General features: G+C 43.5%; 18 protein-coding genes and 2 pseudogenes. 17 read left to right on the top strand and 3 right to left on the bottom strand.

What is annotated here, in order from left to right:
- Window positions 1–17 precede the first annotated feature (17 nt).
- From CRG97_RS33455 to CRG97_RS01600, 5 genes and pseudogenes are all read left to right on the top strand, one after another.
- Window positions 18–392: a helix-turn-helix domain containing protein gene (locus CRG97_RS33455; RefSeq protein WP_237566247.1), complete on the top strand. Its 375-nt coding sequence runs from the start codon at window positions 18–20 to the stop codon at window positions 390–392.
- Window positions 343–909, top strand: a pseudogene (gene istA, locus CRG97_RS34155) (IS21 family transposase); the annotation flags it as partial. The gene CRG97_RS33455 and the pseudogene istA, both read left to right, overlap by 50 nt.
- Window positions 910–984: 75 nt before the next feature.
- On the top strand, window positions 985–1557 hold the full coding sequence (locus CRG97_RS34160; RefSeq protein ID WP_481856172.1) for a Mu transposase domain-containing protein: 573 nt from the start codon (window positions 985–987) through the stop codon (window positions 1555–1557).
- On the top strand, window positions 1550–2308 hold the full coding sequence (locus CRG97_RS01595; protein ID WP_098741440.1) for an ATP-binding protein: 759 nt from the start codon (window positions 1550–1552) through the stop codon (window positions 2306–2308). Before CRG97_RS34160 ends, CRG97_RS01595 begins: the two co-directional genes overlap by 8 nt.
- Entirely contained in the window at window positions 2301–2531 is a 231-nt protein-coding gene (locus tag CRG97_RS01600) for a hypothetical protein (RefSeq protein ID WP_098741441.1), read from the top strand. The genes CRG97_RS01595 and CRG97_RS01600 overlap by 8 nt, the downstream gene beginning before the upstream one ends.
- A 153-nt stretch (window positions 2532–2684) precedes the next feature.
- On the opposite strand, the pseudogene CRG97_RS33460 reads toward CRG97_RS01600, so the two are convergent.
- Window positions 2685–2860, bottom strand: a pseudogene (locus CRG97_RS33460) (type II toxin-antitoxin system death-on-curing family toxin); the annotation flags it as partial.
- A gap of 101 nt (window positions 2861–2961) precedes the next feature.
- On the opposite strand from CRG97_RS33460, the gene CRG97_RS01610 reads away from it, so the two are divergent.
- The 4 genes from CRG97_RS01610 to CRG97_RS01625 all read left to right on the top strand — a co-directional run bounded on the left by CRG97_RS01610 (window position 2962) and on the right by CRG97_RS01625 (window position 8196).
- Window positions 2962–4266 (top strand): BaiN/RdsA family NAD(P)/FAD-dependent oxidoreductase, encoded by a 1305-nt coding sequence (locus CRG97_RS01610; protein ID WP_098741442.1) that lies wholly within the window; start codon window positions 2962–2964, stop codon window positions 4264–4266.
- The gene (locus CRG97_RS01615) at window positions 4263–5624 is read left to right on the top strand and encodes a BaiN/RdsA family NAD(P)/FAD-dependent oxidoreductase (protein WP_237566248.1); all 1362 of its coding nucleotides are present in this window, start codon (window positions 4263–4265) and stop codon (window positions 5622–5624) included. Before CRG97_RS01610 ends, CRG97_RS01615 begins: the two co-directional genes overlap by 4 nt.
- A gap of 216 nt (window positions 5625–5840) precedes the next feature.
- Window positions 5841–6635 carry a sensor domain-containing protein gene (locus CRG97_RS01620; RefSeq protein ID WP_098741443.1) on the top strand — a complete coding sequence of 265 codons (795 nt, stop codon included), beginning with the start codon at window positions 5841–5843 and terminating at the stop codon, window positions 6633–6635.
- 463 nt (window positions 6636–7098) lie between these two features.
- Window positions 7099–8196: an AI-2E family transporter gene (locus tag CRG97_RS01625; protein ID WP_098741444.1), complete on the top strand. Its 1098-nt coding sequence runs from the start codon at window positions 7099–7101 to the stop codon at window positions 8194–8196.
- A gap of 270 nt (window positions 8197–8466) precedes the next feature.
- Here the strand turns inward: CRG97_RS01625 and CRG97_RS01630 are convergent, their stop codons facing one another.
- A complete protein-coding gene (locus tag CRG97_RS01630) occupies window positions 8467–9807 on the bottom strand; it encodes a lytic polysaccharide monooxygenase (RefSeq protein WP_098741445.1) in 1341 nt (446 codons plus the stop codon).
- 473 nt (window positions 9808–10280) lie between these two features.
- On the opposite strand from CRG97_RS01630, the gene CRG97_RS01635 reads away from it, so the two are divergent.
- The 8 genes from CRG97_RS01635 to CRG97_RS01670 all read left to right on the top strand — a co-directional run bounded on the left by CRG97_RS01635 (window position 10281) and on the right by CRG97_RS01670 (window position 16375).
- Complete coding sequence (locus CRG97_RS01635) at window positions 10281–10505, top strand: DUF3021 family protein (RefSeq protein WP_098741446.1); 225 nt, start codon at window positions 10281–10283, stop codon at window positions 10503–10505.
- Between the two features lie 385 nt (window positions 10506–10890).
- Window positions 10891–12147, top strand: coding sequence for a DUF438 domain-containing protein (locus tag CRG97_RS01640; RefSeq protein WP_098741447.1), 1257 nt, complete (start codon window positions 10891–10893; stop codon window positions 12145–12147).
- A 419-nt stretch (window positions 12148–12566) separates the two neighbouring features.
- A complete protein-coding gene (locus CRG97_RS33960; protein ID WP_272914345.1) occupies window positions 12567–12695 on the top strand; it encodes a hypothetical protein in 129 nt (42 codons plus the stop codon).
- A 20-nt stretch (window positions 12696–12715) separates the two neighbouring features.
- Window positions 12716–13189 (top strand): DUF5381 family protein, encoded by a 474-nt coding sequence (locus CRG97_RS01650; protein ID WP_098741448.1) that lies wholly within the window; start codon window positions 12716–12718, stop codon window positions 13187–13189.
- A 106-nt stretch (window positions 13190–13295) separates the two neighbouring features.
- Window positions 13296–13688, top strand: coding sequence for a hypothetical protein (locus tag CRG97_RS01655; protein WP_237566249.1), 393 nt, complete (start codon window positions 13296–13298; stop codon window positions 13686–13688).
- 153 nt (window positions 13689–13841) lie between these two features.
- Window positions 13842–15095 (top strand): mechanosensitive ion channel family protein, encoded by a 1254-nt coding sequence (locus CRG97_RS01660; RefSeq protein WP_098741449.1) that lies wholly within the window; start codon window positions 13842–13844, stop codon window positions 15093–15095.
- 388 nt (window positions 15096–15483) lie between these two features.
- Window positions 15484–15900, top strand: coding sequence for a DUF1259 domain-containing protein (locus CRG97_RS01665; protein ID WP_098741450.1), 417 nt, complete (start codon window positions 15484–15486; stop codon window positions 15898–15900).
- A gap of 55 nt (window positions 15901–15955) precedes the next feature.
- Entirely contained in the window at window positions 15956–16375 is a 420-nt protein-coding gene (locus CRG97_RS01670; RefSeq protein WP_098741451.1) for a DUF1259 domain-containing protein, read from the top strand.
- Between the two features lie 181 nt (window positions 16376–16556).
- Here the strand turns inward: CRG97_RS01670 and CRG97_RS33145 are convergent, their stop codons facing one another.
- Window positions 16557–16733: a hypothetical protein gene (locus tag CRG97_RS33145; RefSeq protein ID WP_202618849.1), complete on the bottom strand. Its 177-nt coding sequence runs from the start codon at window positions 16731–16733 to the stop codon at window positions 16557–16559.
- Window positions 16734–16828: the final 95 nt, after the last annotated feature.

Raw genomic sequence — 16828 nt, forward strand, 5'->3', positions numbered from 1 at the left:
TTACAAGGGGGAGTCGAATGATTCAGTACCAGAAAATTTTACAAATGTACTTCAATGGAAACTCTCAACGAACCATCGTAGCCGCCACCGGTCATTCTTGGCGAACAGTTAAAGATGTGATTCACCGTGCTGAAAATAAAAATATCATTGAGCTGAAGCCGGAGATGGATAATCTCTGGCTATTCGGCTTTCTTTACCCTGAAAGGCAGACTTTTGAGCGAGGTTATTACCCGGTTAATTGGGAGTACATCCATAAAGAGTTGATGAAAAAGAACGTCACGCTTTCAGCTACTTCACCGGGAATACAAAGAAAAAGCTCGAAATTCAAAGAAATATCCATATTCCTACACCAGCTTTACAAGGGGTTATCGGCAATATGCCGACAAATATAACCTCACAATGCCGATAAAAAGAAAACCTGGTGAGTTGGTAGAGGTTGATTGGATTGGAAGTACATTGCCGGTGACCAATTGTAGTACCGGTAATAATGAAAAAGCCCATCTGTTTGTGGCAAGCTTGCCATTCAGCCATTATTTCTACGTTGAAGCTTTTATGGATATGAAAATCAACAGTTGGATCACAGGTCATATTCATGCTTTCAAATACTTTGGCGGCGTTCCGGAAACAATTGTCAGCGACAATCTTAAAACCGGCGTAACAAAGGCAGACCGATACGAACCTATACTAAATGCAGCATATCAACAAATGGCCGATCACTATCAAACTGTCATCGTACCAGCCAGAGTTCGCAAACCAAAAGATAAGCCGGTTGCGGAAGGGATAGCCGGGTTTGTATCGAGATATATCATAGCTGCATTAAGGAACTATCAATGCTTTTCAGTTAGGGATCTAAACAAAAGGATTCACGAATTGATGGAAGAAATGAACCAGATGCCCTTCCAAAAACGTGTTGGAAGTCGTAGATCGGTCTTTGAAACAGAAGAACTCCCTTATCTTCATTCCTTACCACTCAAGCCGTTTCGAATGGCAGAATGGCGTGTTTCAAAGGTTCAGCGGAACTATCACGTACAAATCGATAAGAACTACTACTCCGTCCCTTTTGAATACGTTCAAGATGATGTAGATGTGAAATTGACAGAAGACTTCGTGGAAATCTATTTTAAAGAGTTGAGGATCGCCTCTCACAAAAGATTGACTGGATTGGTTGGTCAGTATTCCACTGAGACTTGTCATATGCCAGAAGCACATAGAGATTACTTGGAAGATTCCCCAGATAAATGTTTTGAGTGGGCCAAATCAGTGGGGCCACAAGCGCTCAGACTTACCAAAAAAATCTTTGAATCAACATCTGAGAAACAAGCTTTGCGATCAGTACAAGTGCTTCGAAAAGCCTTAAAAAAATATTCTGAGGAAGAATTAGAAACTGCCTGTGAAGTAGCAGCAGATGTGGCCGTTAACCCCAATGGTCGTCTAGTCAACGCTATCTTTTCAAGGAATAAACAGCCTGATGAGATTGAAACAAAGATAGATAAAAAGAAGGACTACGGTTTTACTCGTGGCCCAGATTATTACGGAGGTGACTCGTCTTATGAATAGTGAGACAAAACGAAAATTAACTGAAATGAACTTACGTGGAGTGATTGAAGCTTATGAGTCGCAAGAAAAAAATGATTTTGGAGATATGTCCTTTGATCACCGATTTCAATTACTAGTCGATCATGAGTATTCTCGCCGACAGAGTAACCGGCTTGCACGTCTGATAAGACAAGCAAAATTTGTCGAGCCAAATGCCTGTATTGAAGAAATTGAGTATCACGATGACCGCAAGCTAGATAAACATCTCATCGGAGAATTAGCCACCTGTAACTATATCCGAGACGGCAGAAACGTCATTTTGATGGGTGCCACAGGATCTGGAAAGACGTACCTATCAAATGCACTAGGAAACGCGGCTTGTCGTAACTTCTTGCACGTTGCGTATATTCGTCTTCCGGAGCTGCTTGATGAACTGATGGTAGCAAAGAATTTGGTTGACGGGAGTTTTCGTAAGCTACTCAACAAGTATAAAAAAGTGGATTTATTGGTTATAGATGAATGGTTATTGACCAGCTTAACTTTAGACCAAGCAACCATTCTTCTTGAAATTATTGAGAATCGACAGTTCCAACGCTCAACTGTTTTCTGTTCGCAATTCGCACCAGAAGGATGGCACGCTAAGATTGAACAACAACAAATCGCTGATGCCAACCTAGATCGCATCGTCCACAACTCTTTTAAAATCATTCTGGACGGTAATATTTCGATGCGTGAGCGACATGGACTTAATGGAGGTAAATCCGGTGGCTAAAGACTTATTTCAAGAAGTGGCGGCGTATTACTACAACAATGCCTGCCCGCTGTATTTGCAAGAACGGCTTATGATGATCTCCTGTATGTATAAAGATAAGCCGGTTGATAAAGCTTTCCAAGCGTCTATAAAAGAAATCAATACTCATCTGGAGTGCGGTCGTTTTCCCGGTAAAGACCATTATTCATACATCAATACTGATGAAGACGATATACCATTCTGACAAAGGACCAGTGATCAATTTCTGATGACTGGTCCTTTTGCGGATTGAAACTGAATTATTTGTCGGTGTTGACATTGATGGTTTTTAGTGTTGACTTTTACGAAATCAAGTGGTGACATTTATGGTTTGAGCGTTGACTTTTCTTGGAAATATTCAATCCTCGGCTTTCTCGGTATCCATTTTGAAGCTCAGACCACTATATCGCAGGAATATAACCAGTGTTGTAAAAGCAGTTCTTTTATTTGCGTTGTGAAAAGGAGGTTTTGGCCTAGTGATTCGAACAAAACCGCAGCCTTCTCAAAAATAGCGGGGTATGCATCTTCGCCAAAACAGAAGTACTCCTGTGCTATAATTAGATATAGCGCAGTTTCATTCAGAGAAATCACATTTCTATACATAAATCTATTGGCAAGGGGTGCATTGACCAACCATGCACGATTATTTGCACCACAAGTTGATTATTATCGGCGCAGGCGCATCAGGACTCATGGCCGCCGTTACTGCGCGGGATTTGGGTATTGATACCGCCATTCTGGAGGGTAACGACCGGATTGGGAAAAAAATCTCAATGACAGGCGACGGTCGTTGCAATATTACGAACGATTCCACTACGACGGGTACGGACGACGAAGCGGTGGTCTTATCGCGCAAGTATCACAGCAGTCAGGCTAAATTTCCGTTGCCTGTGCTGCAGCAATTCGGCATCCGTCAGACCATTGATTTCTTTCACGTGCTCGGGCTGCCGCTTACAAAATTGAAAGAGGGCTTAATGTACCCGATGTCGCTACAGGCTGCATCTGTGGTGGATATTTTCGAGCTTGCTCTAGAGGAGCGGAACATTCCGGTATACCTTAACAACAAAGTGCTGGATGTCACCGTATCGGCAGATCATCCACGATTTAAGATTACATGCCGAACTGAAACAGAGGAGCAGGTTGTTTATACCAGCGAATACCTGTTTCTTTGTACGGGCAGTCTTACCGGCCAGAATGCGGGGACGGACGGGTCTGGGTATACACTTGCCCAGCGAATGGGGCACTCCTTGGTAGAGCCTGTTCCGGCCATCGTGCAATTGAAGGTGAAGTATCCCTATCAGAAGGCGCTATCGGGCATCAAGCTCCAGGGACGAGCCCACCTCCTTGTAAATGGTAAAATCGTTCGCAGCGAAGTCGGCGAAATTCATTTCACCGATTACGGTTTCTCCGGCCCTCCGATCCTGCAGCTCGGGCGGAAGGCAGCCATACATCTCGCGAAAGGGGACTCCGTTACCCTATCCGTAGATTTGATGCCGAACCGCATGGAGGAAGAGGTTATCGAATTCCTGGAGACGAACTGGGGAACGTTCGCGCATCGGACGGTCGCGGAGTCCTTCGTCGGTTTTTTACACAAGAAACTGGTCTCCGTCCTGCTGAAGGAAGCGAAAATTGATCAAGAGCCGAACCTGCTTTGCCAAGATCTTTCGTTGAAAACCAAAAAGATCTTTTATAAGTTATTGAAGTGTTGGGAGTTTAAAGTAACCGAAACCCAAAGCTTTGAGTATGCACAAGCGACAGCCGGCGGCGTCGCTACGAAAGAGCTCGTCGCAGATACGCTGGAATCCAAGCTCGTGCCTGGGCTCTATTTGGCCGGCGAGGTGATGGATGTCGACGGGGACTTTGGGGGTTACAACCTGCAATGGGCCTGGAGCTCCGGTTATGCGGCCGCGATGGCGTTAGGGAAACGCATTTTTAGATGAAGCCATTAGAAAAAGGAATGAATTCAACACCTATGTATAAGTCGAAATCTACGATGCACCACAAGCTGTTCATTATCGGTGCAGGCGCTTCAGGTCTTATGGCCGCCGTTACTGCGCGAGACCGAGGGATCGATACTGCGATCATTGAAAGCAACGACCGGGTCGGAAAGAAGGTACTAACGACCGGTAATGGGCGTTGTAACATTACGAATAAATCCACGGCGACGGGTACGGACGAAGCGGTCAATTTATCCAGTAAATATCACAGTAATCAAGCGGAATTTCCGCTACCTGTGCTGCAGCAATTCGGCGTTCGGCAAACTGTCGATTTCTTTAACACACTCGGCCTTCCGCTGATCGCTATTGAGAATGGCCGAATGTATCCGATGTCGCTGCAGGCTGCATCGGTGTTAGAAGTTTTCCGGATTGCACTGGAGGATCGGAATGTTCCGATATACTTCAAAACCAAAGTATTGGACGTTACCGTGTCGAAGGAACATCCGCGATTCACGATTGTGTGCCAGACGGAAACAGAGGAAAAGGTCACATATACCAGCGATTATCTCTTCCTCTGTACGGGCGGCCTTACCGCTCCAAAGACAGGAACGGATGGCTCCGGTTACACACTTGCCCAACGACTGGGACATACCCTGATCGATCCTGTACCCGGGATTGTTCAATTGAAGCTGGATAGCCCATATCTGAATGAACTTTCCGGAGTTAAATTCGAGGGATGGGGGAATATCATTGTAAATGGTGAAGTCATCCGCAGTGAGTATGGAGAGGTTCTGTTTACGAAATATGGCGCTTCTGGCCCGCCGATTCTCCAGTTAAGCCGAAAGGCTGCATATCAACTCGCAAGAGGAGAAACGGTGACCTTATCGCTTGACTTGATGCCAGACCGAACAGAGGAAGAGGTCGTCGATTTTCTGGATACGCATTGGGGAATGTTTGGACACCGAACGGTGGCTGCTTCCCTAATCGGGATTTTAAACAAGAAGCTGATCCCCATCCTCTTGAAAGAGGCGGGAATCGATCAGGACCAGAACCTGCTGTGTCAGGATCTATCGTGGAAAACCAGGAAAGCCTTGTGTCGCCTCATGAAGCATTGGGATTTCATCGTGACCGATACCAATGGTTTCCCGAATGCCCAAACGACAGCCGGCGGCATCGATACGACAGAGTTAAGAGAAGGAACGCTAGAATCGAAGCTCGTGCCTGGGCTCTATTTGGCCGGCGAGGTGATGGATGTGGATGGGGATTGCGGTGGCTATAACCTGCAATGGGCCTGGAGCTCCGGCTATTCCGCCGCGGTGGCACTTGCTGATCAACTTAGAGGCATCATGGAAAAAGATTGATATTATTTTTTAGAATATGCTAGAAGTGGTTGAGCATTTAAATGCGCAATATATAGAAGGTTAAGGTAGAGGGCACCTAAATCTGAGCCGGGCCAGTCCCTAGTCTAAAGTCTAGGTTCAGATACCCCCTAAGACGGTTATGTCAGCCCAATAAAGCGGATATAATGGATTTATTACTCGGAGCGTGACTTAAGAAGCCATAAGGGGTGTTTGAATATGAAGGCAACAGAAGCGGCTGCAACGTCGCGGGCAGGCAAGGTGAATTGGGTGCTTTTTAATCCAAAAACCTATGCAACGATTCTCTATTTCTTGCTATCTCTCCCGTTAGGGATTATTTATTTTACAGTAGCGATAACGGGACTTACACTATCCATCGGTTTGACTCCAATATTTATCGGAATACCGCTGTTTTTTGGAGTAGCTAAGTTGTTGAATGGGATTGTGAATTTTGAACAAAGCATGATTAGACAAATTTTAGGTTTACCTACTCCTCCTGTTTCGTATACCTACAATCAACAATCTGAAGCTGGGGAGAACTGGTTGAAGCGGATGGTGAGAGGCTTTGAGGGTGGGTTATTCATTCGAAATCTGCTGCTTGTATTATTAAGATTTGTAACAGGCATTGTATTCTTTGTTATTATGGTAACGGCGATTTCACTAGGACTCGGATTAATTGCTCTTCCAGTCGTCCATATCATTTTGATGAATGAAATGCAGCTTGATATTTTAGAGAATAGCGTGTTTAGTTATTTTCATATAGATTGGACTTATAATCAGCAATATCTGCTGTACGCAGGCATTGGCCTTATCCTTTTCTGGGTCGCGCTGCGCGTCGTGAATGGGCTCATGCAAATTCAGCGTAGAATCCTGTATGTGGATGAGCCATATCAGCAGCCGTCAGTGCCGCCAATGGAAGCACACATACATGCGCCCGTTCAGTCGCAATATTACGAGTACCCAGAGGATCACCCCACTCAAGGGATGATGCAGTCAGCCCAAAGAGAGCTTTAGAAGCTCTCTTTTTTAAACTCCACTACTTGAAGCGTGATTTATTTAGACAACTGAAGAGCTTAACGAAATTCGTCTGACAGGTTTAAAAGATACCATGAAAAGCCCGACCGTGTGAGGCCGGGCTTTTGTCTATGCGATTGTATAACGATCCGTGCAAAATAATTGAATTTGACGCAAATTTCCTTGTACCGTAGCAAAGGCACGGGCCACTAGAGCCGCATCACCCACCCATTCATTAGCTGCTAATCTTTGTGTTTTGGAGCGGTAGAAATGGTGTGTGTTTTATTTATTAATTATTAAGCTGTTGATGAGATTTTCGAATGTAACAATTTTCATATATAATTGAACTGAAGTAATGTCATGCTGTCAACAGCGGTCGGAAGTCAAGTCTTTCGTATTGTGACTCTCCAGGTTCATCCGTAAATCTTGAGATCACTAAAATATAATTAAATGAGGGAAGCGAATGAATTTTTTGCGGGAGTTTTTTGCTAACCATATAGTAAGAAGAATTCTGTTCCTCTTACTTGTCGTTTTATTGCTTTATAGCTTAAGAGGTATGCTCAATTTGCTGTTATTGCTGTTTCTTGTTACCTTCGTCATGGGACGCCTAGAGCACTTTATTACGAAGAAAATATCTAAGCTGTTTCCTATATCGTCTATAGTCGTTAATACGATATTGTATGGGGCTTTAATATTTGGGCTTGTATACGGAATTGTCAATTATGTTCCGAAGCTCATTAGTCAAATTTCCGATTTATATTTTTCCATTATCAGATTCGTGAATACACCTCAGTCGGATGAAATTGCTGAGCTTGTCTCCTCCGCGCTGGGTAAGCTGGAATTAGAGCAATACGGAAGCCAGGCATTAAATTATATTCTGAAGATAGGCAAATGGGCCGAGGTTATCATTTTTGTTATTGTATTGAGCTACTTCTACTTAATCCAGAAGAAAACAGTCAATGACTTTACAGATAAGTTGAGCAAAAGCAAAATAAGCTGGGCTTACAATGAGTTTAAATATTTTGGCAAAAAATTCACCTCTTCCTTCGGTAAAGTGATCGAGGTTCAACTGATGATCGCCTTGTTCAACACGATTCTAACGACTATCGGGTTGTCGATTTTGGGTTACCCTTACTTGTTCGCTCTAACGATTATGGTATTTTTACTAAGCCTTATCCCGGTAGTCGGTGTTGTTATTTCCTTCATTCCGATCAGTATTATCGGTTACCAGATTGGCGGTATCTCAACCGTCATTTGGGCGATTGTTATGATTTTGCTCATCCATGCAGTTGAGACATACTTCTTAAATCCGAAGCTGTATGCTCACAAAACGAAGCTGCCGATGTTCTACACCTTTATTGTTCTTATTTTCTCCCAGCACTTCATGGGGATCTGGGGGCTTATTATCGGGATTCCGATCTTTATGTTCCTGCTCGATATTTTTGAAGTCGATCAAAGCAACGCGGTATCATCAAAAAAAGAAGCTGTACAGCTTTCAGGAGAAAACGCAAGTCCTAGGAGTCATCATTTCCCGCACAACGAAGATAAAGAAGAATCCTGATGCTGAACGATCTATACCAACTGGAAACACTATAAGCTGTTGAATGGGATTGTGAATGTTAAACAAAGCATGATTAGAAATTTTAGGTTTACCTACTCCTTCAGACTTGTCTAGGATGATGTACTCCTATGACCGGTTGATTTCCGTTTCATGATGGAACGGACCTTCTCGGAGTCCTCCATGCTGATATTAGCTGGATGGGATAAATATAAGATAAGAAAAATGACTACAGAAAAATTCCGTAGTCATTTTCTAATGAAAGTCAGAAGATTAAGGAATAAATTTCCAAACATCTGCACTTCCTGGAGTTTCACCTAGCGTCCACCATTTCGCTTCATAATTTACACCATTATAGGTTACTTTGCTGCCACCAACGTAAACCGTGGATGCATCCCAGGCAGGGTATGTGACAGGTGCGCTAGGTGTCGTTACATTGACAATATTGCTAGCAGCGGATACATTACCAGCGGCATCAACAGCTTTTACAGTAAAGGAGTAAGCCGTATTTGGCGACAGACCTGTAACCGTGTATTCAAGCGTTGAACCCGAAACCGTAGCGACTAATGTCGAGCCTTGGAACACTTGATAGCCTGTTACACCCACATTGTCCGTTGAAGTATTCCACATTAAAGGCACTGTAGTAGATGTAGTTGTACCCATCACATGTAAGCTTGTAGGTGCTGAAGGAGCCTCCGTATCAGGACCTACTACAGCTAGTGTGGTGAAGGAAGCAGGATTGCTGGCGGGTGATACGTTCCCAGCAGCATCTACTGCTTTAACGGTAATGTTATAGGTTGTAGTAGGTGTTAAGCCTGTTAGATTGTAATTCAATGCACTTGTGGAACCGATTTGGGTTGAGCCGTTGAAAATCCGATAATTCGTAACGCCAACATTATCAGTAGCAGCATTCCAAGAAATTGTTGCACTAGTGGTTGCAACATTGGAAGCTGTTACTCCTGTCGGAGCAGTTGGCGCTGTTGTATCTGGATTTCCACCACCGGTGAAGTTCACATCGATAACGTTATAGAATGCATTTCCTGTGTCCGCAATTTCCCAGACGGCGAGGATGACTTGATATCCCGTTCTGCTCGGTACGTTACAAGTGTCGGAATAAGTATTGGACGGCATGCCCTTATACGGTACATTACAGAAAGGAGTTAAGTCGAAGGATGCACGAGTTAATGGTGCATTCGGGTCCCAATCCTGCTTGGTAATGTAGTATTTCCAGCTAGCTGTTGCATGAGGCACTTTTAACTTCCAGTCAAAAGTCGTTTGTCCAGGTGAAATGTTTACTTTTGTCCAACGAGTTGCGGATTGCTGATCAAGTGGAGCGAACAAGCCGTTAGCACTTGCAATTTTACCATCGGCTGGACCTGCTGCCGGGAATCCTTTTGCTGCTTCTAAGCTATACGGTTCATAAATAATAAGTCCACAATTCGTATTGATTCTTCTTGCACATAAATCCGCACGGCTGGACGGATTACTTACATATCCGTGAGCGGATGCTTTGGACTCGAATAAGAATAGAGCCATAACAGCGAGCGTCATTAATAGACCGCCAGCCAAGACCTTCTTAATTAGTCCGGAATTGGGAAAACGTAGGGTTAACATCAATAAAAAAACCTCCTCTTTTAGATAAACTATGCACGAAGAACCAAACGATCATTCGTACCTTGATTGCATAACGACGTACTTTCTCACCTCCTTCCAGGTCAATATGTATGCTCAATAAGTGAACATAAATAACTAATGGTTGGTGTAATAAATGATTGTGTTGGTGAATAAGAGGGGATTGCTGACGTAGGTAGTAAAATAAACGTTGATGTTGGATAATGTGGTATTTTGAATGGATCTACACTAAGATGCGAAGTGGGATGAGAATATTACTCGATTTAAATAAAAAAACGTTTTCATCTATATCTATCGAAGGGAAATAGAAGTGAATCACATTTTGGATCAATTATGGAATTAAAAGGAATTTAATACCATTTTATATTAGGCTTCTATACACTGCAATAGTTAATGAGAACTATTAAGAGCGTGAAACTAATCCTAGGAATAGGAATTCTGCAAGCGAGAACAATATGCGCATAAGATTAATCATTCATTTTTTGGCGTTAGAAACAATATTGATCTCCCTTGCAGCTATGGTGGGCATAGTCAACAGTGTATCTAATGTACTCATTTTAGCCGTGCAAATCGCAGTCATCTATGCCTTTGTTCGTCTGCTCTCATGGAACAACGATAAAAAAGTGGCTGAAGAAATCAATGAGGGGTTAAAGGCTTTGAAGAAAAACATGGAGGAATAGTCAATAAACATAATACAGCGGCGTGTGCTGCAACCGATGATTGGGCGGTGAGCTTTGGGAGCTTACCGTCTCTTTTGCAACTTATTTGCCTGTAGATACAGCTTACCTCGATTTCTATATACATCCTTCCCGCAGTTTTGTACGCTGAGGTCACAAAAAAACTGGAAAGAAACCGAAAAGGGCAACATGCTGTGGGAACCATGCTATTTTTGATCGCCTTAAGTGGATTTTTCGAAGAAGACGGATCACCTTTCTTTGTTCAATCAAATTCCATTTTATTTGTGCTTTTAATCACAAGTCATGCAGCATGGGGATGTTACGTTAAAGGTGTAAACAAGAGAGAAGTTGATCTTTTTGATATAGAAATAAAACCGAGGTGAAGAACATGAGTGAATTAATTAATAACCGTGAGAATGGAGTTTCTGCTCATCGAACCGTCCGTATAAATATGCTCAAGGATATCATTAAAGAGCTGCACCATGGAAAAAGCGTGGAGGAAGTAAAGTCAAAATTTAACCAAGCTGTTGGAGAAATATCGGTTGATGAAATTTCGGAGCTGGAGCAAGTGCTGATGCAAGAGGAAGGAATACCGGTAACCGAAGTACAGCGACTGTGCAGCGTGCATGCTGCTGTATTCAAAGGTTCCATCCAAGACATTCATAGAGCTCATAAACCCGAAGAGCAGCCTGGACATCCAGTGCATACCTTTAAAATGGAGAACCAAGAAATCGATCGACTGGCAAATTTCAAAATCGCGCTGCATTTGGATCAATTTCTGAAGGATCAGGGAGAGGCAAATCGCCTCAAATTGCTGGAGGATTTCAGTCTCCTCTATGATGTAGATAAGCACTACAGCCGCAAAGAAAATGTGCTGTTTCCTTTTCTCGAGAAATACGGAATTTATGGACCGACCAAGGTGATGTGGGCAGTAGATGACGGTATTCGAATGGGAATAAAAGAAGTGAAATCCAAACTCACTCATTATGAGGGCAATGCGCAGAGCGTAGTGGACCTTGCAAAACGCGTCTTAAACGAAGTAACAGAAATGATCTATAAAGAGGAACATATCTTATTACCTATGGCTCTGGAAAAGTTGACGGAAGATGAATGGCTTCAAATTGCTGCCCAAAGCGAAGAAGTCGGATATTGCTTAATTGCGCCGGATCAAGAATGGAATCCTGAAAGAGCAGCTGAACCTGGCGCAGGTCAGGGATTGGAGTCTTCTCCGCTGCAAGAGGGATATATCCGAATGAGTACAGGCATTTTATCGGTCAGACAGATGGAATCCATTTTAAATCATTTACCAGTCGACATAACCTTTATCGATGAAAATGATATCGTTCGATATTTTTCACAGGGAAAAGAACGAATCTTCGTTCGTACCAAAGCGGTAATCGGCAGAAGTGTTCAGAACTGCCATCCTCCGCAAAGCGTTCACGTTGTAAATCAGCTGCTTGCTGATTTCAAGGCAGGTGTCAAAGATGCAGAAGATTTCTGGATCCCGGTTAAAGATAAATTTGTCTACATTCGCTATTTTGCCGTAAGGGATGAAGCAGGAACCTATCTAGGTACGCTTGAATTCACTCAAAACATTAAGCCGATTCAGGAACTCACAGGTCAAAAACGGATACTCTCTCCGTAAGTTTCGTTTGATCAATTAAATCGTCCTTTCCATAAAAGAGGGCTGTCCTTCAAGTAGAATATCTACTTGAAGGACAGCCTTTGTTGTCCAAGCGAGACGGAGGCCGATGCCACTCAAGCTTCTTTACAGGCAAGGACGGGCGCCGATCCGATTGATCAAACCTAAAACGTGTTAGACAGCTCGCTTGAAGCAAGAGATAATCTGGAGAAGTGGGGAACTCTCCTATACAGCTCTGTAGGCGCTTCCTTAGTCTTAATTAAGACGGTACAATTCAGAGTAGATCCCAGAAATCCGTCCCGAGCTAAAATTCATAATGCGCCATGGGTTAAAGGCAAGGGTAACAATACGTTCTTGAAGAACCTGGCAAGAGGCAAGCCGCGACCTATGGCGGGGCTGTAGCAGGCGGAGCCGTCGGTGCGATGATTGGCGGTCCGGTTGGTGCGGCCATCGGTTCCTATGTAGGCGGTACGAGTGGAGCCTTTGTCGGTGATGGTGCAGCTAAAGTGGTCGAAAAGGGAGTTCGCTGGATTAGCGGACTGTTCAAATAATTTCAGGAAGGCGCTAAATCATGAACGCGATATCTTATCGGAAATCCGTGGCATGGGGCAAATCACTTGGCAGTTTACTGTTTGTGCTGGCCTGTCTGTTTCTGCTGTACGCGGCTTTTTTTATGGATACCTCCTTTATTCGTAAGTTTTTTTGTATCACATCAGCCATAATAGGGATTCCGTTTTTTGGAGGATATTTGGTTGTCAGCTTGCCAAAGGCGCTGAAATCAGACACGCAGCTGCTCACCTACGACCAAAATTCCATTTCAGATGGTACGCGGACCGTAGCCTGGGCGGAGATTACAAGCATCAGCTACAGCGGCCCTTCCATTCGGAAGTGGCTGCTTCCGAAATTTCCTGTGCTGATTTTTCATTTGAAAAACAGAGAGACCTGGACTGTGAATACGTATTATTTGTTGACCGATACCGAAATTCAGTCTGCCATGAAGCGCCTGCGGGGGCTGATCAGCCGTAACGGAAAGGAAACGAAATAGATCTGTACTGGAGGATTTGCTTACATGAGCGAGCATTCGGATTACGGATCGGAATTCTAACAAAGTACTGACCATCCACGAGCTGCAGCAGCGGTATTTGTATCACTTGTTTGACAATAACACGCTTCATTTTCTATCCTGGACAGAGCCGCAGGATTGGGAAGAGGAGCTTGTACGTTTCTATGGAGTGAAGCCTTCGAAGGCTGAAGGGATGACTTTATCCGAATCCAAGGTTGTGATCACTGAAGAATTGTGGAATCGGCTGACAGTTGGTGAATCCCCTGCCTCCCCTCTCTATGACGAGCTCTCATCCGACCAGCAGCAGCTGATTGCAGAATGGCAGCAGGATTTTCAAACCAATGCCCGTACCATGGATAATCTAAGCACGATAAGAATTGGCAGCGGAAATCAGACGGCAATCGAGGATATTTTGTTTGTACTTCCTGCCAAAGAAGGATCAATAATCTTAGAACCCCTCGGCCATATCGAATCAGACTAAGAGAGCACCCTTCCGGTGCTCTCTTTTCAAACAGACAGTCTTACACCCCACGCATCCCAAATCAACCCAGCAATGTATTATCTTGAACTTTGCGAAGTACTAGAATCTCCTCTATAATAATAGGCTAATCTTAAACTGCGTCAGGAGGAAACAATGGACTTTATCAAAAATCAACTAGACGGATATGGCATGAGCGAACCAACCATTGGATATCTCTCGAATATGATCATGGTCGTTTTTATCGCTGTGGTCTCCATACTGGCCAATTTTATTACCAAAAAAATCGTGCTGAAGACGATTATTCATATCGTCAACAACAATCGGTACACATGGGACAATATCATCGTGGAGAAAAAAGTGTTCCACAAGCTGTCGCATCTTGTGCCGGCAATCATTATTTATTTTTCGGCGTCCATCTTTCCGGCGTACCAGATTCTGATTGAAAAAGCAGCAATGACATACATGATTATCGTAACCATCACGGTGTTGAATGCCCTGCTTAATGCCTTTGATGACATTTATCGTTCGTTTGAGGTCTCCAAGATTAGGCCGATTAAGGGATACATTCAGGTGGTAAAGATCGTTCTCTTCATCATCGGCGGCATTGTGGTCATCTCGAACCTCATCGGTCAGAATCCTTTGATCATTCTTAGTGGGCTTGGTGCTTTATCGGCCGTTCTGATGTTAGTTTTCAAGGACTCTATATTGGGCCTGGTAGCAGGCGTACAATTATCATCGAATGATATGGTGCGTGTCGGTGACTGGATTGAAATGCCTAAATATCATGCGGACGGCGATGTAATCGACATTACATTGAATACGGTAAAAGTGATGAATTTTGATAAGACAATCACGATGATTCCGAGCTACGCTCTCATCTCGGATTCGTTCAAGAATTGGAGAGGCATGCAAGTATCCGGTGGTAGAAGGATTAAGCGCAGCTTCTATATCGATACGAGCAGCATAAGCTTTTGCACAAAGGAAATGATTGAGGAATTTCAGAAGATTCACTACCTTACCGATTACATCACGACCAGATTAAATGAAATCAACGCGTACAACATCGAACACCAGATTAATACGGAAAGCAAAGTGAATGGTAGACAGCTTACAAATGTGGGCGTATTCAGGGAATACATCCATCAGTATCTACGGAATCATCCGAAAATCCATAAGGATATGACGCTGATTGTCAGACAGTTAGCGCCGGGAGATAACGGACTGCCGTTGGAAATCTATGCTTTCAGTAATGATACCGCCTGGGGAGTGTATGAATCGATTCAAGCGGATATCTTTGATCACATTTTTGCCGTTGCGCCGACATTTGGGTTACGTGCCTTCCAAAACCCAACCGGCCATGATATCGTTCAACTCAAAGAAAGCCCGGAATATTCCCGAGGATATTGAGATCGGATCGGAGGTAAGTTGAAGCGATTTGCCAGGTGTAGGCATACTAAATGTTATTCGTGAGATACCCAAGGAAAGACGGAATTTATAATACAAAAGGTACCCATGCCCGCACCTTTTTAAAGTGTCCAGACAATGGGTACCAGTTTATACAAGGCGGCCTCATAGCCTAAGCGATTTGCCGTTCTCACAGTCGAATCAATACATATGTGGCTCATCATGCTACCAATGACTACTCCTTTATGAATTTTGATCCCTTCTCCACTAACCCGTTCTCTTTAATTCCCCCACAGAACTTCGCCAATTTTATTATTCTTGTAAATGTGTCCAATACAATTTTCTCCTTTGATCATAGGATACTTTGAATATGATTAAAGGAGGATTTATAATGGCGGAACAAAAGGTAAGCCCACAATTTAAAAGGCTTTGTACCCAATTTGGAAGAATCCTAGGCGGCGAATCGGAAATTGAAGAAGGTCCGGTTTGTTTTGTCACGCGTATGACGAACCTAAGGGAAACCATTTTGGGAAGAAGAACGCGTTCTCCTTTGGTTCAAATGCAAATGTTTTCCTTTGAATCTCTTGATAAATCGGGCCGCGCGCTTTGTTTGGGTGAAACTGCCGTACACCAAAATCAGGTGAATCGATTGATATCCAATCTCCGAAAACGTGGGATAAAAGTAACAGCGGTTCATAATCACTGGCTAAAAGAACAACCTCGCTTAATGTATATGCATTGGGAATCTATTGACAATCCTGTTGCGTTTGCAAGAAAAACAAAAGAATCCATTGCATTCTTGGGTTAATGCCGTTGAGGGGTATCGCTCGTCTTTCTATCATTTAATGAGAGGATGATTTCGTATGGCGGAAGTGAAGGCAAGTCCTCGCTTTAGAAGATTATGTAACCAATTCTCGGCCATTCTAGGCGGAACGGAACATGAAATAACAAAAGGACCGGTTTGTTTTGTCTCCAGAAATCGGAGAATAAGAGCATCTATTTTAGGAAGACGGACGACTTCCCCTTTGATCCGTTATCAATTATTCTCGTTTGAAAACCTGGACAGTTCCGGTCGCGCACTTTGTTTAGGGGAAACCGCTCTCTTACAAAGTCAAGTAAATCAATTGCTGACCAATCTTCGCAAAAATGGGATTAAAGTGACAGCGGTCCACAATCACTGGCTGTTTGAGAACCCGCGTTTAATGTATATTCACTGGGAGTCGATCGATGATCCCATTGCATTTGCAAGAAAAGTAAAACGTTCCATTGCTTTCTTAGGTTAATTAATGAGCAAAAAGAAGGCCCTCGATAAAGACAATTGAGTCGGTGAATATCTGAGGTAATGGTGGATATTATTCAATTTGTACCATTAGAAAAGCGACCGTGATAGGTCGCTTTTTACGTTTTCACATTCGAAAGGAAGGTAAACAACGCGTGTTAATTGAGTTCAGACGTTACTGACGCCTAATGATAGTTCTTGGATTCATTTTCTTTGTATTTGTCATCGCTGTCATGCAGCGCTTGTTTCCGGCGATCGTTGCGGGCCTGTTGCTGTTGCTGGGCCTCTTGGCTGTTCACGGGTGTCTCTGCCAGCTGTTTCACCGTGTTGATTAGGTTCTTGTCTGGTTGGTTTGTGCTCAATTGAAAGATCCTCCTTGTATACTTGTATAGGTTAATGAGGATTATTATGTGCTGGCCGTTGTACGGATATACGTTATACGTGTCGTAGATCTACA

Source organism: Paenibacillus sp. EZ-K15 (genome assembly GCF_002573715.1).
Classification (GTDB): Bacteria; Bacillota; Bacilli; order Paenibacillales; family Paenibacillaceae; genus Paenibacillus_AQ.